A 23,672-nucleotide genomic window follows, 5' to 3' on the forward strand; every position below is an offset into this window, starting at 1 on the left:
ATGATCAAAACAACATTCGACGCAGTGACCGAAGAGCTGGAAGCTGGCGTACTGCTGGTCCGGCTGTCCGGTGAAATCGATATCGCGACGACCGAGTTCGCCGCCGAGTCGATCCGTGCGGCGGTGGCACCGCCGGCCCGGCTGGTCCTGATCGACGTCTCTGCCGTCACCTTCTGTAGCTCCGCCGGTCTCGGCAATCTGGTCGAGGCCCGCAACCTGGCCGGCCAGCACAACATCACGCTGGCTCTGGTCGGCGTCGGCCGGCCCGTGGACCGGCCGCTGGCCGTCACCGGGCTGGGCGGCCAGTTCCGGATCTTCTCCACCGTCGCCGAGGCGCTCTCCTCGCTCTGACCTTTTCACCTTGCTCGCCGGACTCTTCCCGGCCGGCTCTGCGCGCCCGTTCGGCGTACACCTTTCGGTTCTCGGCCGGTGCATGCGATAGCGTCCGGGGGTCCCCGAAGAAGGAAAGTCATGGGTGAGCTGAGCAAGATCGTCGTCGTCGTACCGACCTACAACGAGCGGGAGAACCTTCCCGTGCTGGCCGGGCTGCTGTCCGACCTGAACCTGCCGGGCCTGCAGATGCTCGTGGTCGACGACAACTCCCCCGACGGCACCGGCGACGTGGCCGACGAACTGGCGAAGGCGTCGCCCGAGCAGGTCGGCGTACTGCACCGGACCGAGAAGAACGGCCTCGGCCGCGCATACATCGCCGGGATCAGCCGCGCGCTGGACGAGGGCGCGGACATCGTCATCCAGATGGACGCGGACCTGTCCCACCCCGCCTCGGTGGTCCCGATCATGGTCGAGACCCTGCGGACCACGGACGCCGGCGTCGTGATCGGCTCACGGTACGTCGAGGGCGGTTCTGCGGCCGCGGAATGGGGCTGGCACCGCCGGGCGCTGTCCGCCTGGGCCAACTTCTACGTGAACGCGATCCTGCGCCTGCACGTGAAGGACGCCACCGCCGGGTTCAAGGCCTGGAAGGCCGACACGCTGCGGTGGATCGACGTCACCACGATCGAGAGCAACGGGTACTCGTTCCAGGTCGAGATGAACTACCGCACGGTCCGCCGCGGGCTGCGGATCGCGGAGGTCCCGATCCGGTTCGAGGAGCGTACGGCGGGCGCCTCGAAGATGAGCCTCAAGGTCCAGCTCGAGTCCGCGCTGATGCCTTGGAAGCTGCTGTTCCGGCGCTCCTGAGGCTTCTTGCGGGTTAGCCGTACCCGAGTTCGTGCAGCCGGGCGTCGTCGATGCCGAAGTGGTGGGCGATCTCGTGCACGACCGTGATGTTCACCTCATCGACGACGTCCTCGACGGTGTCGCAGATCGCCAGCGTCGGATTGCGATAGATCGTGATCCGGTCCGGCAGGACACCGCCGTAGTAGTGCCCGCGCTCGGTCAGCGGGATGCCCTCGTAGATCCCGAGCAGCTGCGGATCGCCGGCCGGCGGCTCGTCCTCGACGAAGATCGCGACGTTGTCGATCAGCGCCGCCAGCTCCGGCGGCACCTCGTCCAGCGCCTCGGACACCAGCACCTCGAAGTCCGCCCGGCTCATCTCGATCACCCCGCCAGCCTAGGCACTCAGAGCCAACCCTGCCGCGACGCCTGCACGCCGAGCTGGAATCTGGTCTGCGCTCCGAGGGCCTCCTGCAGGCGGCCGATCCGGCGAGCAATGGTGCGTTCGCTGACACCGAACTCCCGGGCGATCGACTCGTCCGTCAGGCCGGCACTCAGGTACGTCAGCAGCCGTTTCGCATCCAGGCTCGGCCCGGCGGTCACGTCGTTCAGCTCGGTGCCGCCGGTGATCGGTACGGCGATCCGCCACAGCGCCTCGAAGATCCTGGCCAGTCCGGCGAGCAGCGGGGAGTCATGGACGACGACCGCCGTGAACTCCGGCCCACGTCGTACCTCGGACCGCGCACCCACCAACGCCCAGCGATTGTCGACAATGGTGATGTTGAGCGGTACGTGCGGGAAGACCCGGGCCGTCTCGCCGGCATCGATGCAGGCCTGCACGAGGTGCAGCGCGTTGGCGTCCTGGAGGACGTGCGCTCCGTAGATCACGTCGTACCTGGCGCCTCGCTCGAGCGCCTCGAACATCCCGTCGACGATCCGCAACTCCCGGGCCGCGAGGTTGCCCGTCGTCATGGCCCGGACCTGCTCGTGGGCGTCGGTCTGGACCGAGTTCAGGACGGCCTGTGAGGCGGCGTACGTGGGCAGGACCTCCAGATAGTCCTGCTTGCCGGCGGCCGCCTTCCAGAGCTCGCTGAGCGTCTCCGCACTGTCGCGAGCGAGCGCGGCCTGCTGGGTGTGGCGCTCCGCCAGTGCCTCCATCGCCAGCCGCGGTGGGCGGACCGTCAGAGCGTCACCGGTGCGCTCGACCAGACCGAGGCCGGCCAGCTCCTCGAGGCTCGCGTCCACGTCGTCGTGCTGCGCGGCCAGCTCCGCCGGCGTGGCATCGGGGTGCTGCAGCAGGTCGAGCAGGAGGGCTTCGGCCGGCGCCGAGAGACCCAGTGCCCGGAGCGGTTCCATGCCTTTGTGTACCACCGGCGGCCCTGGCGGCGACAGGTTCGTGACATGCCGGTTTCTGACAGCACAGACCCTCGTAGCGGGCGCTACCAACTGCAGATACTGATGCCGAATCCCCCGTCCCCTAGGAGTTCCTGATGAGAATGCGTCTGGCCTGGCCGGCTGTCGCCGCCGTCGCCCTGGTCTTCGGTCTCGCAGCACCACCTGCGGCTACTGCGGCTCCGCTTGCTCCGACTGCTCCGCTTGCTCCGAGTCAGAGCGCCGTACCGCAGCAACTGTCACCCGAGATCCAGCAGATCGTCGACAATCTGCCGGCCATGCGGGAGCGCGCGGCCGCGGTCAAGGCCGAGCTCGGGCTGCCCGACACTCCGGTGCAGGACGCCGTACTGGCTGCCATCGACCCGACGCAGTACGAGTGCTCCGCCGCCACACCGCCGGTGGTGGCCGCGGTCATACCGGATGCGTCCAGCTGGACGTTCGAGCAGCAGTTGGCCGTCCTCCATGTGCTGCTGTTCCAGATGGCGCTGGTCGACGCGGCGTACCTGCCGCAGCCCGGTCCGTACACGTACGGCGCACAGGGCGAATTCACGAATGTGGTCAATCGCACGATCCGCGACCTGCGGGGGTTCTGGGACATCCCGTCCGGCGACATCGAACTCGTCCCCGCCCACGGCCGGTCGATGCTCGACCCGGAGGTGAACTACCGCGTCTTCACCGCCGTCTACGGCCTCGACCCGGCAGCGTCGCGGGTGTCCGCCGACCTTGTCGCACGCGAGCTCAACAGCCCGGTACTCGGGTACGGCGACCTGCCGCTCTTCACCTTCAACGCCTATGCCGCACCGGGTGGCGAGGTCATTCCGGGGTACGGCGTCTCGCCGAAGCGGATCGCGTTCGGCGACGGTGTGCTCGAGGGCTTCGCCCGAGTCGGACTCGGCGACGTGGCGCCGCAGGCGATCCTGGCGCATGAGTTCGGTCACCAGGTGCAGTACGCCGACGGCCTGATGCGCGACGACCTGCCCGCGCCCGAGGCGTCGCGCTGGGCCGAACTGATGGCCGACGCGTACAGCTCGTACTTCCTCACCCACGCCCGCGGCGCGTCGATGCAGTGGAACCGGGTCGCGTCGTTCGGCCAGATGTTCTACCAGGCGACTGCGGCTTCACCGCCGCGGGTCACCACGGCACGCCGAACCAGCGGATGCGGTCCGCGCTGTGGGCCTACGGCGTCGCGAACAGTGCCCGCCCGCAGGGCACCATCCTGCCGGCGCTCACCTTCTTCGACCTGTTCGCGGCGCAGTACCCGCAGCTGATCGCCCCCGACGCCACCAGCTAGCCCTCCCCCAGGGCGCCGTACGCCGACCGTCCCCCCGGCGTACGGCGCCCGTCTCATCAGTCGTTCAGGAACTCGTTTTGGCGCCGGCGCCCAACTCCTCTATGCTTACGGCTGTCCCTGGAGCTTCGGCTCCCGCGGGTCCGAGTCCCCATCGTCTAGTGGCCTAGGACGCTGCCCTTTCAAGGCGGTAACGCGGGTTCGAATCCCGTTGGGGATACGGTCGAAAGACCGGTGTCAGAACCACCTCGGAGATGCTGTAGGATCATCGAGAAATCTGGCCCAGTGGCGCAGTTGGTTAGCGTGCCGCCCTGTCACGGCGGAGGTCGCGGGTTCGAGTCCCGTCTGGGTCGCCAGGAGAAGGCGGCGGTGTCAAACACCGCCGCCATATTTTCTCCTCCGGTCAGGTAGCTCAGCTGGTAGAGCGTCCGCCTGAAAAGCGGAAGGTCGGCGGTTCGAGACCGCCCCTGACCACCTCTCTCACCTTCGGATTCTCAATCTGAGAACCGCCGATCCTCCCGCTAGTCCAGCAACGTCTACCCGGCGGCCGCCTCGGCGAGCTGGTTCAGCGCCTTCCGCTGGATCCTCCAGCGATGCGCGCGCGTAGATCGCTATCGTCACCTGTGTGTCCGCGTGCTCGACGATCGCCTGCACGATGTGCGGTGGCGCCGGCCGAGCACGCCGAGGCCGGGCGTTGAGGTCTGTCGCGGCTCCTTGCTGGCGGCCTGGTACGCGTGCACACTCGGACTGGCGGTACTTCGCGCCGCGGGCCGGATCCTGGTGCCTGCACCACGTCCGACCCACCCGTGGCCGCGACCGTGGGAGGCGGCATGGACGAGTCACGAGCTCTTCAGCGCGCGGGATGGGCGGGCGCCGCTTCGGTCGTGCTGCTCGTCGTCGGGGTGGCGCTGGGCTACCTGGTCGGCGTCGACGACCCAGGTATGTCGGACTCGGACATCCTCGAGAGGCTCAACGACGACGCGCGGCAGACCGCCGCCGGCATCGGGCTGCCCGTGCTCGCTGCGGGGGTCGCGCTGCTGCTCTGGTTCGCCACCGGTCTGCGGCGAGTGCTGGACCGACTGTCCGGCGGCGACCCGCTCGCGCACGCGATCGTGCCGGCCGCGGCGCTGTTCGGCGGGCTGATGATCACCGGTGTCTCACTCGATGTGGCGAGCGCGTTCGCGGCATGGTCGGACGAGTTCACCGCCGACCCGGACACCGTCCGTGCGCTCGGCATGGCAGGGCAGGTCCTCGCACTCACCGGGCTGATCGGCTGCGGTGTGCTGGTCGCCGTCACGACGCGGATCGCCCAGCAGGCGCGCGCCCTGCCGACGTGGGCCGTCTGGGTGTCCTACGCCGTCGCCATGCTGTGCCTGTCCGGCTTCTGGAGCGGGGGCATGGCGTCCGTGGCCTTCGCGTTGTGGCTCATCGGCGCCGTCATCGGGGTGCTGCGCGCGGCGCGGAGGACACCGCCGGCGCCGGCCGACCCGGCACAGGGCGCACCGGCTCCGGAGGCGGCCCGCACGCCCCCGACCGACGCCAGCGGCTGACGCCCCAGCCGACGGTTGTACACAGCCCGGCCGGCGTCCACACCTGGCCTCCGCACGCGCCGCGGAACGGTTGCGCGCGGCATCGTCTCCCGACGGTTGGAGGGTCCCGCCGCAAACCTCTACCCGTCTGGAACTGGGACAGGACTTGGCCGACGTCATGGGTATCGTGCTCACCTGTGAGTGTGACGGTGCGTACCTACGAACCTGAAGATGCTGAGCCGACCTGGGAGGCGTACTTCCGGGCGATTCGCGACACAGCGTCGAAGGACTACTCGTCGGAGCAGGTCGCCGCATGGGCGCCGGAATCGGTCGATCTTGTGGAGTGGAATGAACGCCGGTCGGCCGCTCATACCTTCGTTGCGGTGATCGACGAACGAGTCGTGGGATTCAGCGACGTCACCGATGACGGCCTGCTCGACATGCTCTTCGTGCACCCGGATGCCAGCGGCCGCGGCGCTGCACGGGCCCTCGTCGAGGCCGTCATTGTCAAGGCCCGCGAGTTGGGTCTGTCCGAGCTTCACACTCACGCGAGTCGAACGGCCCGGCCCGCGTTCGAGCGTTTCGGCTTCGAAGTGGAGCGGGCCAACGCTCACAACTGGATCCGCGGCGAGAACCTACCCAACTACGACATGCACCTGAAGTTCGACTAGGTCGCCCATCAGGAATAGCCGGCCAGCGCGGGCGGCACATTCGCCAGAGCCATGGTCCGGTGTATCTAGCCTGTGGAGCCCGGCGGTCGGGTCGCGGGTGGCTGGAGCTCATCAGGTCAAGCGGGCGCGCGCTTCTTCTCGAGGCGTTCCTGGTTTGGCCATTTGACGTCGTATGCCCAGCCAAGCCGCTCGAAGCGTTTGATGAGCAGGGCGTTGATGTCGACCTGTCCAATGAGTACACCGTGGCGTGCGCAGGTGGGGTCGGCGTGGTGGAGGTTGTGCCATGACTCGCCCTGACTCAGGATCGCGAGCCACCACACATTTCCTGACCGGTCGCGGGAGGCGAAGGGTTTGTCGCCGGTGACATGACAGATCGAGTTGATCGAGAACGTGACGTGGTGCATCAGGGCGATACGGACCAGTGTGCCCCAGAAGAACCCGGTAGCGGCCCCGTGCCATGACCTGTCCCAAAGACCACCGATGAATGCAGGTGCCAGCAGAGAGATCACCGCCAACCCACGGAAATGCCGCGAAATCGACGCCAGGTCAGGGTCGTTCAGGAGGTCTGGTGCATAGTGCTTCGGGTCAGCGCGATCCTCACCCCACAGCACCCACCCGACATGGGCGAAGATGAATCCCTTGGTCACCGCCCAAGCGGTGGTGCCGTAGCGCCACGGCGAATGTGGGTCGCCGTCTCTGTCGGAGAACTTGTGGTGTTTACGGTGGTCGGCGACCCAGCGGATGACGGGACCTTCGAGAGCCATACTGCCGGCGATGGCAAGGGCGATCTTGAGGCCGCGCTTGCTCTTGAACGAGCCGTGGGTGAAGCCTCGGTGGTAGCCGACGCCGATGCCCGTGGTGGTGATCACGTAGAACACGACCAGCAGCACGATGTCGCGCCAGCCGATCCAGCCGCCCCAGGCGAAGAAGATCCCTGGCAGTAGCGCGAGAGTAGGCACGACGATGAAAACCCAGATGAGCCCACGTTCGAGCTTGCCGCCAACGGCTTGGAACTCGCCCGGAGGCGCGTCATCAGAACCTGCTGCTGAACTCACTGTCCACTCCTAGGATGCTGGTCCCCGTAGACCGACACTTGAGCACGGCTGGGCATGGTGAGCAGCCTCGTGGGCGGACTCCGGCGCGCTTCTGAACGCACAAGCCCCGACGTCCCGATAGGCCCCGGCGGACCGAGGCGTATCCATCAGGTTCCCCGATGCATGAGCATTTACTCGCGCTTGCGCGGGTGATTCACCGGCGCCTCGGGAACGGGGAACCTCGCGCTGGCCCTGTCGGAGGAGGTGCTGCGTGGCAAGCGCGCGCTGCCGGGCGGATCCCGGTCTGAGCCACGTGGGACGGCTACGTCGTCCGTGCGGCAGGATCTGATCGGCACGGGATTTGTCGAGTGTTGTCGATTCCGGGCCGGGCGTGCGACGTAGGGGTGTAGGGCGACAATCAATCACCGGAGGAGAGACACGATGGCTCAGTACGCGATCTTGATCTACGCGGAAGACTCTGCCCACGCGCTGGACGCCACCCCGGAAGAGCTCGAGACGTGCGACGGGCACGCCGACGAGGTTGAGCAGGAGGGCGCCATGGTCGCCGCGTTCGCGTTGACGCCCAGGGACATGGCGACCTCGATTCGTGGTGACGTCGTCACGGACGGCCCGTTCCTGGAGGCCAAGGAAGTGGTGGCGGGCTTCTATGTGATCGAGGCGCCCGACCTGGATGCCGCCGTGGAGATCGCTCGGCGCAACCCTGCCACCCAGGAGGGTGGCGGTGTGGAGGTGCGACCTGTGCACAGCGGCGGAGTCACGGCCCCGCCCGTCGAGTGATGACGGACCCCGCAGACGTCGAAACTGCGGTCGTCGATGCGCACCGTCGCGCGTGGGCCTTGGTGCTCGCCGCGACGGCGCGTGTCGTCCGGGACCTGGACCTGGCCGAGGAGTGCGTGCAGGAGGCGTACGCCGCGGCGCTGGTGAGCTGGGCCCGCGACGGGATCCCGGACAACCCAGCAGCGTGGCTGACCACCACGTCCAAGCGCCGCGCGATGGACGCGGTACGGCGCGAGCAGGTGTTCCGCTCGAAGCTGCCGTTACTGGTGGAGCCCGAGGAAGTGGTGGACGAGATCGCCATGGACGAACCCGTCGAGCAGGTTGAGCTGGAGGACGTCGTACCGGATGAACGGCTGCGGCTGATCTTCCTGTGCTGCCACCCGGCGTTGGCGCAGGATGCGCAGCTGGCTCTCACACTGAGGCTGGTGTGCGGAGTGTCGACCGGTGACACCGCCAAGGCGTTGCTGGTGTCGGAGCCGACGATGGCCGCCCGGATCACGCGGGCCAAGAAGAAGATCTCGACCGCCAGGATTCCCTACCGGATGCCGGGCGCGGCCGAATTGCCGGATCGACTGCGCGCGGTGCTCGCCGTGATCCATCTGCTGTTCACCGCCGGGCACACCGCGCCATCGGGCACGTCGCTGGTGCGCACGGACCTGGTGGACCAGTCGCTGCATCTGGCCCGGATGCTACGGGATCTGATGCCCGACGAGCGGGAGGTGTGGGGGCTCCTCGCCTTGCTGCTGGTCACAGACGCCCGGCGTGCCGGCCGCGTCGACTCCGACGGCCGGCTGCTGCGGCTGGAGGACCAGGATCGATCGCTGTGGGACCGAGCAGCGATCGCCGAGGCGCACGACTTGATCGTGGACGGCCTGCGTGGCGGGCGACCCGGACGCTACGTCCTGCAGGCGGCGATCGCATCCCTGTACGCCGAGGCATCGACGTACGACGAAACGGACTGGCCGCAGATCGTGACCCTGTACGACGAACTGTTGTTGGTGTGGCCGTCTCCGGTGGTGGCGTTGAACCGCGCCGTGGCGGTCGCGATGGTCTCCGGGCCGGCCCGATCGTTGGCGGAGATCGACGAGTTGGAGAAGGACGGCCGGCTCGCGAGGTACCAGTACCTTCCCTCGATCAAGGCAGACCTTCTCCAGCGACTGGGTCGCAACGACGAGGCCGCGATCGCCTACCGTCACGCTCTTGAGCTGACCAGCAACGAGGCCGAGCGAGCATTCCTGGCCGACCGCCTCGCAAATCTCAATCGGCCGTAGCACCGTCCCGCTACCGGCGGGATGCTGTGCGAGGGGCCAAGCTCACACCAGTGGTGGCTCTCCAACGACCACAGGCAGGCCTCGGCCCGTGCGCCCACGGGTCAACGGGTTCTGGAGGGGGTTAGCTGAGAGATCGACGCCAAGACTCTCCGAGCGCACGCGACGTGTCCGGCAACTCCTCGACGAACGGGACCTTGCTGACGCTTTGGTGATATTGCTCGACGGCATCCTTCACGGAGAGGCGTCCGAACTGGAGGGACGTCAACACACCTTCGAGTTCCGTGGTGCAAACCTCCGCGGCGGTGACGCGGGCGGCGAGGTCCTGAGATTTGCTCAGGTTGCTGGAAATGACCGACACCAAGGAGACGATCAACGCGGCCAGACAGAGCGGCCGCCAAACATCCGCACCGCTGCCGAGTGACAATTCTCGCTTGACGCTGTCGGTGAATGGCTGGCCCGCCAGGGCTGGACCAGCCACGAAAACGGCCGCCATCGCGCTACTGATGATGCTGATATTGGTCAGCCGATTGCGGCGCGGCCGGGCTTCGTGCAGAAAGGCAGCGATACCCGCCCGCCGAGTTTCGATCTGCGCGCGTAACTCCGCACGGACCTTAGGATCATCAGGCATCCTGTCCCCCTGCCTACCCCGACCTACCAGGTCCGCGATCAAGGCGGCCGGCGTATGGGTGCCAGGTCGTGCAACAGTCGCAGAGCCGGCGATGAGGCTCATTCGTTACTACAAGTCTTGCACCGCCACTTCGTTTCCACCAGCCCGCAAGCTACGGACAGTCGATTCACGCTCACCTCACCAAGTAATACTTCACAGAATGTCTCGAGAGAGATAAGCGCGACTTTGCGGTGCGCGTTTGGGTGGCGACATTCGGCCACATTGCTGGAACACCTCACACTGACCACGATCAAATGTTTGTTGCAAAGCGTAACCACGTCGTGGGTGACGAGGCGTTCGGGTGAACGATCGGCGAGAGCTTCGCGCGTACGACGGCCGCCGCCGGCTGGCCGGATCGCGGGGTGGCGGCGGTGGAATTAGGGTGCGGGGATGAGTTTTCGGTTGGCTGCTTATGCGGTGTGTGTTGAGGGTGGGCGGGTGTTGGTGGCGCGTCATGTGTCGGCGCGGGGCGAGAGTACTTGGACTCTGCCGGGTGGTCGGGTTGAGCATGGGGAGGATCCGTTTGATGCGGTGATTCGGGAGGTCAGTGAGGAGACCGGATGTGACGCGGTGGTCGAGCGGCTGCTGGGCGTGGACTCGAGGCTGATCCCCGCGGCCGAACGCGCGGCCGGCGGACCCGATCACCAGAACGTCGGCATCTTCTATGCGGTCCGCATCACCAGCGGCGAGCTCCGGCCCGAGCCGAACGGCGAAATCGCCGAGTCGGTCTGGACCCCGATTCCCGAGGTCGCCCACTTGCGCCGGTCATCGTTGGTCGACATCGGCCTCGCCCTTGCCCAGACCGCTCCCCCGACCGGCCACGTCCCTCCCGTTCCGGTCGGCGGCCTGATCCAACACTGAGCCCTCGCTCATCTGGTTGCCTGAGACAACCTCAGCCGCAGATGGCCTTGTTGAGGAAGGCGTCGATGACGTCGTCGGAGTCGCCGGTGAAGTCGGGGGTCAGGGCGACAGTGACCTGGTGGTCGCCATCCGGGGTGGAGAAGGACCAGGTCTGGTAGGTGAGCGAATCGCCGTCGTTGCCGTAGACGATTCCGCAAGGGGTGTCTCGCCAAGCCAGGCCCAGCCCGTACGCACGACCCTCGACGGCCGGCTTCTTCATCTCGTCGAGGAGATGGGCCGGTAGGAGCTCGCCATCGAGGAGTGCGGTGAAGAAGCGGTTGAGGTCCGCCGTTGTGGAGATCAGTTCGCCGCCGGCGCCGAAGATCGAAGGGTTCATCTCGGTGAAGTCGAGCAGACCGTCATCCGTCGGCACGTAGCCGTGCGGGTGCGGACCGGGGATCCGGGTCGAGGTCCCGGGCATCTCGGTGCCCTTCAAGTGCAGCGGTTCGATCAGCCGGCGCTTGACCTCGTCGCCGTACGACTCGCCTGTCGCCTTCTCGATGATCTCGCCGAGGAGGGTGTAGTTGGTGTTCGAATAGTCGAAGGCCTTGCCCGGCGGTTCGAACGTCGGAGGTTCGGCCAGGGCGCGTTGAATCACTTCCGTCGCGGTCCAGGTTTTCCAGCGGCCGGCCAGGATCTCCGGCGGCGTCAACGTGTCCTTGAAGTCGTACAAGCCGCTGGTGTGGTTGAGCAGATGGCGCACAGTGATGTTGTCACCGTTCGGAACGACTCCGGGCAGCCATTTCTCCACTGTGTCGTCCAGTCGCAGCTCGCCCTCGTCGACGAGTTGCAGTACGACGGTCGCGACAAACGTCTTCGTGACACTGCCGGCCCGGAACCGCCCGTTGACCGGGACATCTCGCGTCGTACCGAATTCAGCGACACCACTCGTGCCGCGCCACAGGCGATGCCCGTCGCGCACCTCCGCGAGCGCACCCACCGCACTGGCGGACACGACGTTGTCCAACTCTCGCTGCAGGCCGGAGCGATCCGGTCCGGCAGCAGCCGCGGCCGGCGCCGCAATCACCGCCGACACAGTCGTCGCAGCCACCAGCACCTGTAGCACTCGCTTCATCCCCAGCCCTCTCTGTCAGAACTTCGTCCAGAGCAAGCCTCGCGAAATCAGCCCGACAACAGATCCGGGAACGCCCTCCCTTCTCCCCGAAAGCCACCTGGGGGACGAACAAGCCGGCTCACCAGGCGGCGTCGCCTGGTGAGCCGTTTCAACCCCGATCAGCCTCCTAGGGGCGTAGTCGCCCGAAGAGCACGCGGCTCAGCAGCGCTGTGAGGATGAAGGCGAACAGACCTGCGAGGGCCATGACGGAGACAACACAGGCCGCGTTCTTGGCCAGCACCAGTCGTGGGCTCCATCTGGTGAAGCCTTCCGACACCAGAGCGATCGTTGCCAACAGCGCGAACCCAGTGGCAGCGAGCGCCAGCACCACGAGGTGATGCCCACCGAGCGTCGCCGTGGCAGTGAGCCTCGACGAGTGGTCGAGCCATGAACCGAAGGTGTACATCCAGACCACAGCCGCCAGGTCCGCCCCCATCAGGACCCACAGGCCCAGGACGGAACGAGACCTGGTGCGCATCGCCGCATCCACTCGACCCGAGCGGTGCACCGTCGTCACCATCTCCAGGCCGCCAATGGATACCAGAGCGCCGGGGTGCCGTCGCGCAGGGCTGGATCCAGACCGATCACGCCGAAGACGATCGGGTCGAGGACAGCTTCCGCACCGGCGCGAACGAGTGAGCCGGCAGCCGAGAAGCCGCCGGCGACCCGGTCCAACGCGCGGACGACTTTGGCCACGCCTGGGTGCTCCGGTACGGGACCCACTACCGTCCGAGCGACCTCGTCCGAGCAGGTCATCGGACCGCTGCGAAGTACGGGCAGAAGGGTGGAGACCGGGCCGTCAGGGTCGAGTTCGTGGGCAATGGCAATCTCGTCGAACTGCAGGCCGGCATCGACCAATCGCCGGAGCTGCGCGAGCTGCGCAGTGGGAACAAGATGACGGCCATCCGCGCCGCGGTGTGGATCGCGAGCAGCCGGCGTGACGAGGTATGGCACGGTGCCGTCCAACACAATCAGGGGGTCGTCGTGCCAGACGGCTCGCAGGACGGGGAGCTGAGGTACGTCGTCCCGATCGGAGACGCGCCGGACCGGGAACAACTCGAAGGTCGTGGGCATGGTTACCTCCTGAGGTCGGGTCGATCAGGTGTGATCGGCAAAGAAGGCAAAGACCAGGACAAGCACGAGCATCGCGGCGAACATGATGACGACCGCCGCGAGGACGACGAGGAGGATGCCGCTCACCGATGCGAGGGTCAGGCCGGCCGCTGGTATCACCAGCCACAGGCCGTTCGCGCCCGCGCGGGTGAGGCCGCGCGTGAACACGGCCGTCGTGAGCAGGGCTGCGGTGCCTGCCGCGACGAGCGCGAGTGTCAGCTGCGGCTGCCCGCCGAATGTGGCCACCGAGCACGGGAGACCACGGCACGCCTCCGGATCGCGGAGGACCAGGACGAGCCCGACGCAACTGCCGGCACCTATGGCCACGAGGATCCACAGGGCGACCGTCGTACGCCGGGCAAAGGCGAGGCGGCCTTGTCGCCACGATCGGCTGGACGAGACGAAGTCGGACAGGGCGTCCTTGAGCCGATGGCCCTCGGACGACGGCGATGCGGGCGCATGCGGCGGCAGCATCTTTGTGTGAGCGAGTTGGCCGGCCAGCGGTTCGTGCCGCTGGATCTCGGTCATGTGCCTGCCGGCGGCTGACCTCTTCATTTGTGACCTGCTCTCGTCAAACGAACCCTGGGAGGGGCCGCCACGCGCCTTGAGCAGGCGATTCAGCACCCCCACGCCATCCCTTTAAAGTGCCTACAGGGTGGCTTCGGTTGGCTACACGCAGAACTACCAATACCTACGGTAGAGCAGTAGAACTCGCCTGTCGCGGTAAATGCGTGTCGCTGACAAGGGCGCTCGCGGCGCGCTGCCAGCCGGGGAGCCTGATCCACAGCGGCCGGCCTGCTGAGAACGAGGAATCCCAGAGGCGTCCAACACGCGCTTTAAGTGGTCGGGAGTAGTATGGGTATTTTCGGGTGGAGATGGGTGTAGCATCGCCCTGGCTGCGCCAGCGACGTACGCAGGCGCCGACATTCGGGAGTGAGATTGGCCTCTTCACAAGCGGCCGTACGACTCGCCCAGAGGCTTCGGACTCTGCGCGAATCCCGTGAGCCTGCGCTGACTCAGGCTGGGCTGGCGCAAGCGCTGAGCCAAGATTCCCGGGTGGCGGTCGCGACGATCAGTTCGTGGGAATCCCTGACCAACCCCAAGCTGCCCCCGGCGCCACGGTTGCGTTCCTACGCACAGTTCTTCTGCACGGACCGAGCGACCGACGGGGACCCCCATCTCGTGCCCGAGCAGGACCTGTCGACGGAGGAACGAGAACGCTTCGAGGCACTCCACCAGGAACTGGTGGAGCTCCGCGACGCCGTCCGTAGCCACGGCGCCGCGCTCGGCTCGCCGGCCGGCGATTCGCAGACCTGGGTCTTCGAGAGTGATCCCATCACGATCGTCTGCCCGGAGGCCCCCCTGGACGAGCGTCCCGCGCTGGCCAGCGAACGAGACCCCAACTACACCCGGATGTATCGGTACGCCGACCTGGACGCGCTGATCGAGTTGTGGGGTCACATCCGCGCCTCCAACCCAGACCTGCACGTCGTGCACGTGCTGCCGTCGGAGGTCACCGCGGACCACCTGTCCGGCCATCTGATCGTGCTCGGTGGTGTCGGCTGGAACGATGTGACCACTCGCCTGCTGAAGACTCTGCGCCAGCTGCCCATCTCCCAGGTCGAGGTCTCCGACCTGACGACCGGGGAGATCTTCAAGGCCAGCGGGCCGGGCGGCCAGGAGTTCCGCCCGCAGTTCGAGGAGACCGAAGACGGTCCCGTACTGGTCGAGGACGTCGCCCTCCTGACGCGGCTGCGTAACCCCTTCAATCACAGCCGCACGCTCACCTTTTGCAACGGTGTCCACAGCCGTGGAGTGCTGGGAGCTGTGCGGACTCTCACCGATGTCAACGTCCGCGAGCGCAACGAGGCATATCTCGCCAACCAGTTCCCCGACGGATCGTTCGCGTTGCTCCTACGTGTGCCGGTGGTGCACGGTGAAGCGATCTCGCCCGAGCTGGCGATTCCCGAGAATCGGCTGTACCAGTGGTCGCCCAGTCAGCAGGCGGCCGCCGGGTGAGTCGTCACATCAGGCACACACAGTCGCATGCATCGCTTCTGCGAGACGTGTCGGCCGCGTCCGTTCCGCCGACTCGCAGTCGCCTCGACGCGATCGTGGTTCCGGCCGCACGAGCCTCGCTGCAGCGCGTCATTTCGCTTTCTGCGGAGCTGTCCGTACCGCTGGTTCTGCTGTGCAGCCGGCAAGCAAGGATCGACAAGGTTGCCGAGCGCGTGGGAGCAACCTTCGGAGCCCGCGCGCTGATCGTCGAGGTACCAGATGACTATCCACAGCCGTACGACGCCCAACGAACCTCCGATCGGAAATTCCGCTCCCTGAGCGCAGATCGTTCGAGCGACCTCAGCGTCAAGCGCAACATCGGCCTCCTCCTCGCCCGCCTCCGCGGGTGGACCAAGATTCTTTTCATCGACGACGACATCTCGCAGATCCGCGGGCAGGACATCGCACGGCTCACCGGCCACCTCGATCGTCATCCCGTCGCGGCGATGACCAGCCGGTACTTCCCCGACAACTCGGTGGTTTGTCACGCGCGCCGTCTCGCGGGGTACCGCCAAGACGTCTTTGTCAGCGGTGCTGTGCTGGGAGTCAACACGCAGCACCCGGCGCTGTCCTTCTTTCCTGACATCTACAACGAGGACTGGTTCTTCTTCGCGCGGCACGCGGCCGGACGCTCGCTGCCCAAGATCGGCGAGGTCCGACAAGACGCGTACGAACCGTTCGCCGACCCGGAGCGCGCCGGGCGCGAGGAGTTGGGTGACCTCCTTGCCGAGGGCCTCTACGCGATGTTCGAGAGCACGCCCGGATGGAAGTTCAGCGAGCAATTGGCGGCAGCCGGCACGGGCCATTGGCGGGACTTCAAGGAAGACCGCCTGCGCATGATCGACGCGACCAAGAAGGCACTCGAGCACGCCCAGACCGCCACTGGCTCAGTCGACTACCCGACGATGTTGCGAGCGCTCGAGTCGCTACGGTTCGCCGAGAAGCACTTGTCGGCCATTGACCCCGACGTATGCGTCGAATTCATTGATGGCTGGCGGGAGGACGAACGCTGTTGGCAGAAGATGATGTCGGACCTCCCTACGACCCTCGGCGAGCGTGACGCCCTCGCCGAACTCGGGCTGAAGACGTGGATCTCGTGCGGTTACGGCAGCGCCGGCCCTCAGTCGGACTCCCCGGGGTACAAGGTCTTGAGTCTGAACCGGACCTCTGCCCGACCTGAGGCGTCCGCGAGGGGCTGGCTCTCGCCGGTGGGCTCGAAACCTAATCGCTCGTAGACCGCGCGCGCCTCGGCGTTGCCGTCCAGAACCCACAGAAACCAGTCCTCGACGTCGGGTTCCAGTTCGGCCAGGTACCGCAGGATCGCCCGCAGAACACCGGTCCGGCGATGCCCGCGCTCGACCCACACCGACTCGAGATACCGCTCATTCACCGGTCGCTCGTCATCCCGCAACGAGCAAGCCACGCCGATGATCCGACGCCCGATCCGCGGCACGACCCAGACGGCCGTCGCAAAGCAGTCTCGCCACTGCGACTCGGTCCAGGACGCAACCTCCTCGTAGGTGGAGATGTACGCGGCCGGCGAATCCTTGAGGGCTCGGAGGCGGACGTCCCTCAGGATCTCCCAGTCGTCGACCGCGAGCGCCTCAACAATCAATACCCGGGTCCTCCTCCCGACGTCTCTGCAATGACAACACAGACATCGGGGCATCGAGCCAGGTCCGGATGCAAAGCGGTGCGGTGTGCCATCCAGGACGTCCTGGGCGGCGACGATCAGGAGGTTGTCACCAGGCGGTGTCGTCTGGTGGAGGTGGTCGGTCAGCTCGGCTTTCGGGCCGACGCGGCAGGACCGTCGGTAGATAGTTGCCAGGTCGTCGTCATTTCGCTTCGTCCTTCTCGCAACTGCTTGGCTCGAGCATGATCACCGGGATGACGCGGTGGGACGCGCGGCTGCGGTATCGCGCCCAGCCCGGATAGACGTCAATGGCGTACTGGAAGTAGTGCTCCCGCTCGGCACCCGCCAATTCGCGTGCAGTCATCGCGAGCCTCCGGGGGCCGATTCGTACGTCGGTGCGTTCGTGCGCGCGCAGGTTGTAGTACCAGGCCGGGTTGTGCCGCTGACCGTAGTTGGATGCGATCACCACCAACCGCTCGCCGTCGGGGAGGGCGAGCACCGGTATGGTGCGTGGCCGGCCGGTCCGCGCTCCGGTCGTCGTCAGCATCACCACTGGAAACCCGGAGACGATGGCGGAGAACGTCGTCCGACCGCCACTGGCGCGGAACACGACATGGTCGATGCGATGCAGCAATCGTGCACAGACCCAGGCTCCCGCGCGGGTTGCGGCCACCTGCCGGACCACCCGCCGCAGAAGGCCCGCATCGCGATTGCCGTCCACCGTCACGGCCTCGACTCGATGATGCGGAACTTGCCGGCGGCGTCGCGGCCGTCCTCGATTCGGGGCACCAACCGGACATCGAGCTTGATGCCCTCGACACCGAGCGCGGCGAGCTTCGCGCTGAGCCGGTCGGTGATGGCCGCGACGGCGAGCTCGGGCGCGGCATCCGCGCGCAGTGTCGCCGAGACGGTCAGCCTCGTCCGCTCGTGGAGGATCCGGTACTGCGACAGGTCGGCGACCGTGGCCATCGCGCTGCGCAGCGCGAGTGGGTGGACAGCCACATCGCCACCGCCGGCGGTTGGGAGGTGGAGAACGTCATCGCTGCGCCCGTCGAGCGAACTCAGCACGGCGAACGGCCGCCCGCAGGGGCAGGGCTGCGCAGCCGCAGTCGCGAGGTCGGTGACGACGTACCGGATCAGCGGCTGCGTCCGGTTGACGAGGTTGGTGACGAGCACTCGTTGGCCGCGCTGTCCGGCCGGCACCGGGCGGTTGTTGCCGTCGACAACCTCCACGATCGCCAGATCCTCGAACAGGTGCACCCCCGTGTGCTCGGAGCAGTGCGCACCGAGCATCGGCACCTCCGTCGTGCCGTAGATCTGGTACCACGGCACGTCCCACACGGCGCGGACCGCGCGGACCGTCTCGTCGGTGTGTGTCTCACCCGAGGAGACGATCGTGGTCGGATCGATCCGCAGGCGACCGGCGGCACGTTCCGTCGCCAGCAACCCGAGCACCGACGGGTAGCTGTAGAGGAACTCAGGCCGAAACGCGTTGAGTCGCCCGACCAGATCTTCGATCGGTGCTGTCGCGTCGAGTCGGAGGACGCGGTGTGCACCGAAGTCGAGACTGCGCGACATGCGGTAGGTCACGTGCACCGAGCTCGCCGCGGCGACCGTGGCCACCCGCCTTCGCGGGAGGTGCGGGCGCAACCCCATGTACTCGTTGACGCGCAGCAGCCCGGCGAGGAACGTCCGCCACTCCTCGCGATCGGCGACGAAGACACCCCTGCGACCGGTGCTGCCGGCGGTCGCGACGACCCGGTAGACCCCGAGGTACAAGGCGTCTGTGGTGAGTCCGGCCAGGTGGGTCTCGAGGTCGGCCAGCCGCAAGCGCTGGTCGGTGACGATCTCATCGAAGTGATCCATCAGCGTTGCCTTGTCGATCACCGGCAACTGGTCCAGCGTGACCTCGCCGTCGAGGTCGGCGTACAGCTTGCGGTAGAAGGGCGAGTGCGCCTTCGCATGACGAACGAGCTCGGCCAGCCGGGCGCGCTGATGCTCCCGTAGTTGCTCACGGCTCCAGCCGTCGTGGCTGAGCAGCTTGCGGGAGCGGGGAAACGCGACGGCCACGTCGGCCAACTGCCTCAGTGTGCTCATCGGGACAGACCCTTCATGATGAATGCGGCCAGCTCGGCGAACCGTTCGTCGGGCACCCCGTCGGGATGCGCGAGACGCTCGAGCGTCAAGCCGTTGGCGAGCGCGGCGGCGGCCATGGCGACCTGATCGGTCCCTAGCACCAGACGCTCCCCGGTGCGCGCGAGCATCTCGTCGAGCATCCGGGCGATAGCCTGCTTCAGCGAATCGTGGCGCTCGGCGAACTGCTGACGGAGTTCCGGGTCGCGGGCTGCATGCGCCCAGAACTCGATGACCAGCGGCGACCAGCCGCGGTCGTTGCCACTGACCGTCGCGAACTGCCGGGCGAGTTGTTCGGCATGCTCGGCCGCGGTCGTCGCCGAGGCAGCCACGGCCTCCATCCGGCGTATCCGCTCGGCCAGGTGTGCGTCGAGCACGGCGAGGAAGAGGTCGGCCTTGCCTCGAAACGCCGAGTAGACAGCGCCGGTGGAGAAGCCGGCCTCCGCGGCGACATCGGCGACCGAGGCCGCGTGATAGCCACGCTCGAGGAACACCCGCCGGGCCGCGTCGACCAGGTCGGCGCGCGTCCGAGCCTTGCTCTCCGCCCGGGTGAGACGTGCCTTCATGATAATGACGTTATTCAGAGAACGTCATTATGTCAACGGCATCAAGCTAAGGAGAGAGCAGGGTGGTGACCCAGTGGTTGTGGTGTTGGGTTAGGTAGGTGGCGGTTGGGCCCCAGTGGTCGGCGTGGCCTTCCGCGTAGAGGCGGGCCCAGGGTTGTTCGCCGGTCTGGTGGCCGCGGACCAAGAGGTCGTACATGCCTTGGGTGTGGGCGGCGATCTGGGCGGGCAGGGCTCGGCGGTCATCCGGGCCGAGGCCATAGCCATCGACGAGGGCGCGCAATCGCACCGCATCCATCGAAGGGTCGCCATTGGGGAGGAATTGGACGAAGCCGTGGGCGGCGTAGGCGAGGTCCCAGAGGCGGGAGGACGGGCCGGCGTTGTCCCAGTCGATGAAGACCCAGCGGTCGCCGTCGCGGACGAGGTTCCAAGGGGCCAGGTCGTTGTGGCAGACCAGGTTGCCGCCGGCCGGGTCGGGGATCGCCACATCCCAGACGACATCAGCCGGTACGTCGAAATCCACCATCGCGTCGTGGAGCGCGCGGATCAGCCGGCCGACTCGGTGGAGTTCGTCCAGCGTCATCAACGGCAGGGTGTCGGCCAGGGCGCCGGGGATGTACTCGACAACGTGCCGTCGCTGAGAGTCGATGCCCATCGTCCCAGGAGCACCCTTGAAACCCTTGTCTGCAAGGTGTTTGAGGACAGCCTCGACGCCAGGGGTCTGTGGCAGCGCAGGTTTTCGGACCGTCGATCCGATCCGGACAACCTCCGCTGCCACGTTCCCACCGGTCAGGATCTCTTCGTGCACACGATGAAACCTACGCTGCAGCGGTGGCTTCGGTGAGTTGTTCGGTGGTGGGCTGGAGTTGGGGTGCGGCGAGGGTGAGGAGGACGTTGACTACGGCGAACAGCGATGCAACCAGGAGGCCGCGTTCGAAGCCCGACTCCAACGCGTGCTGCTGCGTGGCGCCACGAGTCAGCTCATGCGTTGTGTGAGTGATGGAAAGCGTGGTGACGATCGCCAGACCGAGTGCGCCACCCACCTGGTACATCGCGTTGACCACGCCGGACGCAGCACCGGCCTCCTGCGGCCGGACCTCGGAGACGGCAGTGATCTGACCAGGTACGCCGACACCGAGGATGCCGAACCCGAACACGATCAACCCAGGCAGCAACTCAGACGAATAGCTGCCAGTCGCGTCAGCCTGTGAGAGAAGCAGTAGGCCGATCACACTCAACACAGCACCCGCGAGCTGCACTGTACGAGTGCCAACCCGCTGCACGAGCTGCGAAGCCAGGGCCGCACCCACAATCGCCGCACCGCCCATAGGCAGGAAGTGCACGCCTGCCTCGAGCGCACTGTCCCCCCGCACCTGCTGCAAGTAGATAGCGGTCAGGAAGAACATGGACAGGAACGCAGCACCGTTCAGAGCGAGCGCCCCGCCCGACACACTCAACGCCCGCGACCGGAACAGCCGCAGCGGCACCAGTGGGGCAGCAGACCGCCGCTCCACGACCACGAACGCGGCCAGCAAGACCACTCCGGCCGTCAGTACGCCGGACACCTCGAACGAACCCCACCCGGACGGCTCCGACCGCACCACGCCGTACACGATGGCCATCAGCCCAGCCGTACCCAACACAGCGCCCAGAGTGTCGAAGGTACGACGACCGGACGCGTGCCGTACGTCGGGAACGAACACCGGGATCACCGCGACCAGAGCGATCACGATCGGCACGTTGACGAAGAAGATCCACTGCCAGCTGAGCGAGTCGACCAGTACGCCGCCCGCCACCACACCGAGGGTGCCGCCGAGACCCGCAAGACCACCCCAGACACCCATGGCGATGTTGCGCTCCCGCCCGTGTGCGAACGTCATCGTGAGAATCGCAAGAGCCGCCGGCGAGAGCAGTGCCCCACCTAGACCCTGTACGGCGCGCGCAGCGATGAGGAACTCGGGTGAGCTGGACAGCCCCGCCAATAGCGACGTGACGCCGAACAGGAGCAGCCCGGCCACGAAAACCCGGCGCGGGCCGAGCAGGTCGGACATCCGGCCACCGAGGAGCAGGAAACCGCCGAAGAGCAGGGTGTAGGCGTTGATCACCCACTGCAGGGAGTCTGCGGAGAAGTTCAGGTCCGCCTGGATGTGCGGCAGCGCGACGTTCACGATCGTCACGTCGAGCACCACGATGAATTGCGCGAGAGCCAGCACCGCCAGGGTGGCCCAGGGACTACGTCGCATGCCTACCTCACTACGAAGAGAGTCTACGCTGTATGTATACGCTGTATGCGTACGCAGTACACGCTAAGTCTACGGTGTAAACTTGTCAACGTGATCAGCAAAGAACCTGCCCGCCGGCTGGATCCGGACAAGGTCGTCGACAGCGCGCTCGCGATCGCGGACGACGAGGGACCGGCCGCCGTCACCCTCCGCCGGCTGGCCGGTCAGCACGAGGTCACGCCGATGGCGCTGTACCGGCACTTCAAGGACAAGGACGACCTGCTCGCCGCTCTCGGCGACCGGCTACTGGCGGACGTCGTACTGCCGGAGCCGACCGATGAGCCGTGGGACCGTCAGCTGGACAAGGTGCTGACGGCGTTCGTGACCGCACTCCGGGGGCACCCGCGGCTGGCGGATCTCACGCTGACCCGCATCCTGGTGGCCGAGCCGGGTTTGGCGATGGCTGAGCGGACGATGGAGCTGCTCACCCAGGGTGGGTTCTCGGTCGACGACGCGGCCGAAGTCGGACGGCAGTCGATCTGCTCCCTGATCACCCTGGTGACCAACGACCCGATCGCCCGGGAGGCGAGCGACCCGATCGCGCGCGAGGATTCACTACGGATGAAGCGCGCGTCCCTGGCCGCCCTGTCGCCGCGGAAGTACCCGCTGGTCACGGCTGCCGCGGACACGCTGGTCTGCCCGGCGTCCACCGACCGCTACTACTCATTAGGCGTCGACCTGGTCGTTGCCGGCATCCGCGGCGTACTGGAAGAGGAGAAATAGCTTGGCACTCAGCGTCCTGACCTACCTGGAGCAGCACAGCCCGGACGAGATCCTGCCGGCCCGGGAGCAGCCGGTGGACATCAGACGGGTCGAGGAGGTCTCACCGGAGTTCGCCCGCTACCTCTACACCGCAGTCGGCCGTCACTGGCACTGGATCGGGAAGCTCGGGTGGAACTGGGACCAATGGGTCGACTGGCTGAGCCGGCCCGGGTTCGAGACATTCGTCCCGTGGGTCGGGGGCGTTCCGGCCGGGTACGTCGCCCTGCGCGGCGTCGGCAGTGAAGTCGAGATCGAGAACTTCGGTCTGCTCAAAGGTTTCATCGGCCGCGGAATCGGCGGCCACCTGCTGACGGTGGGTCTGCAGAACGCGTGGACCCTGGACGAGCGCCACGACGGCGTCGACCCGATCACCCGGGTGTGGGTGAACACGAACACCCTCGACGGCCCGGCCGCGCTGGTGAACTACCAGGCGCGCGGTCTGAAGCCGTACAAGACAGTGGAAGAGGAGCGCCCCGACGCCGACGGCGCGGCGCCCGGTCCGTGGCCGGGCTGGTCCGGCCCGCCCGGCGTGGTGCGCGAGGTCCCGGCAGGCTGATACGACTACGCTCCGAAACGGAGTGGATACCAATTCAGCTGGAGGTATGGCGATGGCGGGGAAGTTCGAGCTGTACAAGGACAAGTCGGGCGAGTTCCGGTTCCGCTTGAAGGCCGGCAACGGCGAGGTGATCGCGACCAGCAGCGAGAGCTACGGGACCAAGGCCGGCGCGCTGAACGGGATCGAGTCGATCAAGAAGAACGCCGCCGAGGCGAACGTCGACGACCAGACGGACTGAAAGCCCAAGAGAACAAGGGGGTCTCGCCGCAGCCGGCGAGACCCCCTGAGCTCACAGACCCTCTTCGAAAACCACCGCCCGGATCTCGACTCCGAGACCCTCGATCGCTGCGTCCGGGACCATCGCGGCCAGCTCCTGCGCCCGCTCCGCCGACGCCACGTCGATCAGGTAGTAGCCGCCCAGGAACTCCTTCGCCTCCACGAACGGCCCGTCCGTCACCGCCGGCACGCCGTCGCGGACCTTGACCACCACGGACTTGTCCGGCTCGGCGAGCGCGACCGTGCTGTGGAACTCGCCCGTCTCCTTGATGGTCGCCAGCAACTTCTGGTGCCCGGCGCCGATCGCCTGCTGCTCCTCCTCGGTCAGAGCGGCGAGCACGTCGGGATTGATGTTCATGATCACTAGGTACTTCACGGTATCTCCTTCGCGCGTGGCTCCCGGGCCGGGAGCCTCTCGCCATCAGTACGGAGCCGACGCCGCCAGTTTGACATCGG

28 protein-coding genes and 3 tRNA genes are annotated in these 23,672 nt (G+C 66.9%); 16 read left to right on the plus strand and 15 right to left on the minus strand.

Features of this window, described 5'->3' with window-relative positions:
- Positions 1-351: an STAS domain-containing protein gene (locus tag EV652_RS42090; RefSeq protein WP_242002330.1), complete on the plus strand. Its 351-nt coding sequence runs from the start codon at positions 1-3 to the stop codon at positions 349-351.
- Positions 352-471: 120 nt separating this feature from the next.
- On the plus strand, positions 472-1,200 hold the full coding sequence (locus EV652_RS42095) for a polyprenol monophosphomannose synthase (protein WP_132216570.1): 729 nt from the start codon (positions 472-474) through the stop codon (positions 1,198-1,200).
- Between the two features lie 13 nt (positions 1,201-1,213).
- On the opposite strand, the gene EV652_RS42100 is transcribed toward EV652_RS42095, so the two are convergent.
- Complete coding sequence (locus EV652_RS42100; protein ID WP_132216573.1) at positions 1,214-1,564, minus strand: metallopeptidase family protein; 351 nt, start codon at positions 1,562-1,564, stop codon at positions 1,214-1,216.
- A 17-nt stretch (positions 1,565-1,581) separates the two neighbouring features.
- Positions 1,582-2,532, minus strand: coding sequence for a LuxR family transcriptional regulator (locus EV652_RS42105; protein ID WP_132216576.1), 951 nt, complete (start codon positions 2,530-2,532; stop codon positions 1,582-1,584).
- A 134-nt stretch (positions 2,533-2,666) separates the two neighbouring features.
- Here EV652_RS42105 and EV652_RS42110 point away from each other — a divergent pair, with 134 nt between their 5' ends.
- The 6 genes from EV652_RS42110 to EV652_RS44375 all read left to right on the plus strand — a co-directional run bounded on the left by EV652_RS42110 (position 2,667) and on the right by EV652_RS44375 (position 6,056).
- On the plus strand, positions 2,667-3,836 hold the full coding sequence (locus EV652_RS42110) for a hypothetical protein (protein ID WP_132216579.1): 1,170 nt from the start codon (positions 2,667-2,669) through the stop codon (positions 3,834-3,836).
- Between the two features lie 167 nt (positions 3,837-4,003).
- Positions 4,004-4,076, plus strand: a tRNA-Glu gene (locus EV652_RS42115).
- Positions 4,077-4,135: 59 nt separating this feature from the next.
- Positions 4,136-4,212: transfer RNA gene (locus EV652_RS42120), tRNA-Asp, on the plus strand.
- 45 nt (positions 4,213-4,257) lie between these two features.
- Positions 4,258-4,330 (plus strand) — tRNA-Phe (locus EV652_RS42125).
- Positions 4,331-4,686: 356 nt separating this feature from the next.
- Positions 4,687-5,406: a hypothetical protein gene (locus EV652_RS44370; protein WP_158441542.1), complete on the plus strand. Its 720-nt coding sequence runs from the start codon at positions 4,687-4,689 to the stop codon at positions 5,404-5,406.
- 176 nt (positions 5,407-5,582) lie between these two features.
- On the plus strand, positions 5,583-6,056 hold the full coding sequence (locus EV652_RS44375) for a GNAT family N-acetyltransferase (protein WP_158441544.1): 474 nt from the start codon (positions 5,583-5,585) through the stop codon (positions 6,054-6,056).
- Positions 6,057-6,172: 116 nt separating this feature from the next.
- Here the strand turns inward: EV652_RS44375 and EV652_RS42135 are convergent, their stop codons facing one another.
- On the minus strand, positions 6,173-7,111 hold the full coding sequence (locus EV652_RS42135; protein ID WP_132216585.1) for an acyl-CoA desaturase: 939 nt from the start codon (positions 7,109-7,111) through the stop codon (positions 6,173-6,175).
- A 420-nt stretch (positions 7,112-7,531) separates the two neighbouring features.
- Between EV652_RS42135 and EV652_RS42140 the strand changes: the two genes are divergently transcribed.
- Together EV652_RS42140 and EV652_RS42145 are read left to right on the plus strand one after the other, a co-directional pair.
- Positions 7,532-7,888, plus strand: a complete 357-nt coding sequence (locus EV652_RS42140; RefSeq protein ID WP_132216587.1) for a YciI family protein — start codon at positions 7,532-7,534, stop codon at positions 7,886-7,888.
- The gene (locus EV652_RS42145) at positions 7,888-9,159 is read left to right on the plus strand and encodes an RNA polymerase sigma factor (RefSeq protein WP_132216589.1); all 1,272 of its coding nucleotides are present in this window, start codon (positions 7,888-7,890) and stop codon (positions 9,157-9,159) included. The genes EV652_RS42140 and EV652_RS42145 overlap by 1 nt, the downstream gene beginning before the upstream one ends.
- Before the next feature lie 121 nt (positions 9,160-9,280).
- On the opposite strand, the gene EV652_RS42150 is transcribed toward EV652_RS42145, so the two are convergent.
- Positions 9,281-9,787: a hypothetical protein gene (locus EV652_RS42150; RefSeq protein ID WP_132216591.1), complete on the minus strand. Its 507-nt coding sequence runs from the start codon at positions 9,785-9,787 to the stop codon at positions 9,281-9,283.
- A gap of 429 nt (positions 9,788-10,216) precedes the next feature.
- On the opposite strand from EV652_RS42150, the gene EV652_RS42155 reads away from it, so the two are divergent.
- A complete protein-coding gene (locus EV652_RS42155; protein WP_132216594.1) occupies positions 10,217-10,687 on the plus strand; it encodes an NUDIX hydrolase in 471 nt (156 codons plus the stop codon).
- Positions 10,688-10,718: 31 nt separating this feature from the next.
- On the opposite strand, the gene EV652_RS42160 is transcribed toward EV652_RS42155, so the two are convergent.
- From EV652_RS42160 to EV652_RS42175, 4 genes are all read right to left on the minus strand, one after another.
- Complete coding sequence (locus tag EV652_RS42160) at positions 10,719-11,801, minus strand: serine hydrolase domain-containing protein (RefSeq protein WP_242002331.1); 1,083 nt, start codon at positions 11,799-11,801, stop codon at positions 10,719-10,721.
- A 166-nt stretch (positions 11,802-11,967) separates the two neighbouring features.
- A complete protein-coding gene (locus tag EV652_RS42165; RefSeq protein WP_132216597.1) occupies positions 11,968-12,318 on the minus strand; it encodes a hypothetical protein in 351 nt (116 codons plus the stop codon).
- 35 nt (positions 12,319-12,353) lie between these two features.
- The gene (locus EV652_RS42170) at positions 12,354-12,914 is read right to left on the minus strand and encodes a hypothetical protein (protein ID WP_132216600.1); all 561 of its coding nucleotides are present in this window, start codon (positions 12,912-12,914) and stop codon (positions 12,354-12,356) included.
- A gap of 24 nt (positions 12,915-12,938) precedes the next feature.
- Positions 12,939-13,508, minus strand: a complete 570-nt coding sequence (locus tag EV652_RS42175) for a hypothetical protein (protein WP_132216603.1) — start codon at positions 13,506-13,508, stop codon at positions 12,939-12,941.
- Between the two features lie 501 nt (positions 13,509-14,009).
- On the opposite strand from EV652_RS42175, the gene EV652_RS42180 reads away from it, so the two are divergent.
- Positions 14,010-14,972, plus strand: a complete 963-nt coding sequence (locus tag EV652_RS42180) for an XRE family transcriptional regulator (protein ID WP_132216606.1) — start codon at positions 14,010-14,012, stop codon at positions 14,970-14,972.
- Positions 14,973-15,019: 47 nt separating this feature from the next.
- The gene (locus tag EV652_RS42185; RefSeq protein ID WP_132216609.1) at positions 15,020-16,246 is read left to right on the plus strand and encodes a hypothetical protein; all 1,227 of its coding nucleotides are present in this window, start codon (positions 15,020-15,022) and stop codon (positions 16,244-16,246) included.
- On the opposite strand, the gene EV652_RS42190 is transcribed toward EV652_RS42185, so the two are convergent.
- From EV652_RS42190 to EV652_RS42215, 6 genes are all read right to left on the minus strand, one after another.
- The gene (locus EV652_RS42190) at positions 16,132-16,626 is read right to left on the minus strand and encodes a GNAT family N-acetyltransferase (RefSeq protein WP_158441546.1); all 495 of its coding nucleotides are present in this window, start codon (positions 16,624-16,626) and stop codon (positions 16,132-16,134) included. The genes EV652_RS42185 and EV652_RS42190 overlap by 115 nt on opposite strands.
- Positions 16,627-16,846: 220 nt before the next feature.
- Positions 16,847-17,371, minus strand: coding sequence for a nitroreductase/quinone reductase family protein (locus EV652_RS42195; RefSeq protein WP_132216615.1), 525 nt, complete (start codon positions 17,369-17,371; stop codon positions 16,847-16,849).
- Positions 17,368-18,741, minus strand: coding sequence for a phenylacetate--CoA ligase family protein (locus EV652_RS42200; protein ID WP_132216618.1), 1,374 nt, complete (start codon positions 18,739-18,741; stop codon positions 17,368-17,370). Before EV652_RS42200 ends, EV652_RS42195 begins: the two co-directional genes overlap by 4 nt.
- Positions 18,738-19,343 (minus strand): TetR/AcrR family transcriptional regulator, encoded by a 606-nt coding sequence (locus tag EV652_RS42205; RefSeq protein WP_132216621.1) that lies wholly within the window; start codon positions 19,341-19,343, stop codon positions 18,738-18,740. Before EV652_RS42205 ends, EV652_RS42200 begins: the two co-directional genes overlap by 4 nt.
- Before the next feature lie 46 nt (positions 19,344-19,389).
- A complete protein-coding gene (locus tag EV652_RS42210) occupies positions 19,390-20,148 on the minus strand; it encodes a phosphotransferase enzyme family protein (RefSeq protein ID WP_132216624.1) in 759 nt (252 codons plus the stop codon).
- A gap of 10 nt (positions 20,149-20,158) precedes the next feature.
- On the minus strand, positions 20,159-21,583 hold the full coding sequence (locus tag EV652_RS42215; protein ID WP_132216627.1) for an MFS transporter: 1,425 nt from the start codon (positions 21,581-21,583) through the stop codon (positions 20,159-20,161).
- 90 nt (positions 21,584-21,673) lie between these two features.
- On the opposite strand from EV652_RS42215, the gene EV652_RS42220 reads away from it, so the two are divergent.
- From EV652_RS42220 to EV652_RS42230, 3 genes are read left to right on the plus strand one after another with little or no spacing between them, the layout of a single operon-like run.
- Entirely contained in the window at positions 21,674-22,345 is a 672-nt protein-coding gene (locus EV652_RS42220) for a TetR/AcrR family transcriptional regulator (RefSeq protein WP_242002332.1), read from the plus strand.
- A gap of 1 nt (position 22,346) precedes the next feature.
- Complete coding sequence (locus EV652_RS42225; RefSeq protein WP_132216633.1) at positions 22,347-22,940, plus strand: GNAT family N-acetyltransferase; 594 nt, start codon at positions 22,347-22,349, stop codon at positions 22,938-22,940.
- A gap of 52 nt (positions 22,941-22,992) precedes the next feature.
- Positions 22,993-23,178, plus strand: a complete 186-nt coding sequence (locus tag EV652_RS42230; protein WP_132216636.1) for a YegP family protein — start codon at positions 22,993-22,995, stop codon at positions 23,176-23,178.
- 51 nt (positions 23,179-23,229) lie between these two features.
- Here EV652_RS42230 and EV652_RS42235 read toward each other — a convergent pair whose 3' ends face one another.
- A complete protein-coding gene (locus tag EV652_RS42235) occupies positions 23,230-23,592 on the minus strand; it encodes a YciI family protein (protein ID WP_132216639.1) in 363 nt (120 codons plus the stop codon).
- Positions 23,593-23,672 lie beyond the last annotated feature (80 nt).

Source organism: Kribbella steppae (genome assembly GCF_004342025.1).
GTDB lineage: Bacteria > Actinomycetota > Actinomycetes > Propionibacteriales > Kribbellaceae > Kribbella > Kribbella steppae.

Bases quoted from the DNA above. Each gene is read 5' to 3' on its own strand.
- EV652_RS42150 (WP_132216591.1), bottom strand. From the start codon at position 9,787: ATGCCTGATGATCCTAAGGTCCGTGCGGAGTTACGCGCGCAGATCGAA.
- EV652_RS42090 (WP_242002330.1), top strand. From the start codon at position 1: ATGATCAAAACAACATTCGACGCAGTGACCGAAGAGCTGGAAGCTGGC.
- EV652_RS42230 (WP_132216636.1), top strand. From the start codon at position 22,993: ATGGCGGGGAAGTTCGAGCTGTACAAGGACAAGTCGGGCGAGTTCCGG.
- EV652_RS42205 (WP_132216621.1), bottom strand. From the start codon at position 19,343: ATGAAGGCACGTCTCACCCGGGCGGAGAGCAAGGCTCGGACGCGCGCC.
- EV652_RS44370 (WP_158441542.1), top strand. From the start codon at position 4,687: ATGGACGAGTCACGAGCTCTTCAGCGCGCGGGATGGGCGGGCGCCGCT.
- EV652_RS42155 (WP_132216594.1), top strand. From the start codon at position 10,217: ATGAGTTTTCGGTTGGCTGCTTATGCGGTGTGTGTTGAGGGTGGGCGG.
- EV652_RS42175 (WP_132216603.1), bottom strand. From the start codon at position 13,508: ATGAAGAGGTCAGCCGCCGGCAGGCACATGACCGAGATCCAGCGGCAC.
- EV652_RS42140 (WP_132216587.1), top strand. From the start codon at position 7,532: ATGGCTCAGTACGCGATCTTGATCTACGCGGAAGACTCTGCCCACGCG.
- EV652_RS42200 (WP_132216618.1), bottom strand. From the start codon at position 18,741: ATGAGCACACTGAGGCAGTTGGCCGACGTGGCCGTCGCGTTTCCCCGC.
- EV652_RS42165 (WP_132216597.1), bottom strand. From the start codon at position 12,318: ATGCGCACCAGGTCTCGTTCCGTCCTGGGCCTGTGGGTCCTGATGGGG.
- EV652_RS42145 (WP_132216589.1), top strand. From the start codon at position 7,888: ATGACGGACCCCGCAGACGTCGAAACTGCGGTCGTCGATGCGCACCGT.
- EV652_RS42110 (WP_132216579.1), top strand. From the start codon at position 2,667: ATGAGAATGCGTCTGGCCTGGCCGGCTGTCGCCGCCGTCGCCCTGGTC.
- EV652_RS42160 (WP_242002331.1), bottom strand. From the start codon at position 11,801: ATGAAGCGAGTGCTACAGGTGCTGGTGGCTGCGACGACTGTGTCGGCG.
- EV652_RS42170 (WP_132216600.1), bottom strand. From the start codon at position 12,914: ATGCCCACGACCTTCGAGTTGTTCCCGGTCCGGCGCGTCTCCGATCGG.
- EV652_RS42215 (WP_132216627.1), bottom strand. From the start codon at position 21,583: ATGCGACGTAGTCCCTGGGCCACCCTGGCGGTGCTGGCTCTCGCGCAA.
- EV652_RS42105 (WP_132216576.1), bottom strand. From the start codon at position 2,532: ATGGAACCGCTCCGGGCACTGGGTCTCTCGGCGCCGGCCGAAGCCCTC.
- EV652_RS42095 (WP_132216570.1), top strand. From the start codon at position 472: ATGGGTGAGCTGAGCAAGATCGTCGTCGTCGTACCGACCTACAACGAG.